Raw genomic sequence first — 701 nt, 5'->3', positions numbered from 1 at the left:
TTCGAAAAAGGGGCATTCTCGCGGCTACGGAAGAATGCCTCCTTGCTGCCATGGCCCTAAATCTTAAGCGGATGGCAAAATGCCATCTTTCGCTATCCCCAAATTTATTATTCTGCTGGGGCCACGATGGGTTTCAGCTGAATTTTTATGTTTGTCAACAGGTCCAAATCTTGACAGGACCGGGATTCGAACCCCCGGCCTTCTGGTCCGTAGGTTGTCTCAAGGGCAAATCGGAGTCATTTCGGCTCCGATTTGTGCTTTTTACCGCCATTCGTTCGGCGGATTTTTCCATTGTTTCCATCCAGCCCTGCCCGCTCCGATCCTGTTCTGGGTCAAAAGTGGGTCAGACACGGTGCGCCCGCACCCACTCCAACAGCGTCTCGTCGTCCATCGCGCCGGAGGCGACAGCAAGGCCGACCTCGACGACCTCATCATTCGTGCAGTCCAGCCGAATGCCGTTGACCTCCAAAAAGGTCAGCATCACATACATACCGATGCGCTTATTGCCATCCACGAAGGCGTGGTTAGAGATGAGCGCATAGCCTATTCGAGCGCCCTTTTCCTCCTTGGTAGGGTAGAATTCCTGCCCGCCAAAACCGGAAAAGACATTCTCCAGTGCGGACTTCAGCAGAGCCTCATCCCTGACGCCGATGCTCCCGCCAGTTTCCTTGGCAATAAGCTTGTGAAATGGAAAGCTCTAC

1 protein-coding gene is annotated in these 701 nt (G+C 53.6%); it reads right to left on the bottom strand.

The genetic code is table 11. The features are described from left to right. Positions 1–343 precede the first annotated feature (343 nt). Positions 344–628 (bottom strand): type II toxin-antitoxin system death-on-curing family toxin, encoded by a 285-nt coding sequence (locus tag KQI26_RS15140; RefSeq protein ID WP_371744218.1) that lies wholly within the window; start codon positions 626–628, stop codon positions 344–346. Positions 629–701 lie beyond the last annotated feature (73 nt).

The sequence above is a fragment of the Intestinimonas sp. MSJ-38 genome, assembly GCF_018917925.1.
Lineage (GTDB): Bacteria > Bacillota > Clostridia > Oscillospirales > Butyricicoccaceae > Pseudobutyricicoccus.
The sequence above is the reverse complement of the archived record's forward strand: the minus strand, read 5'-3'. Positions and strand labels throughout refer to the sequence as shown.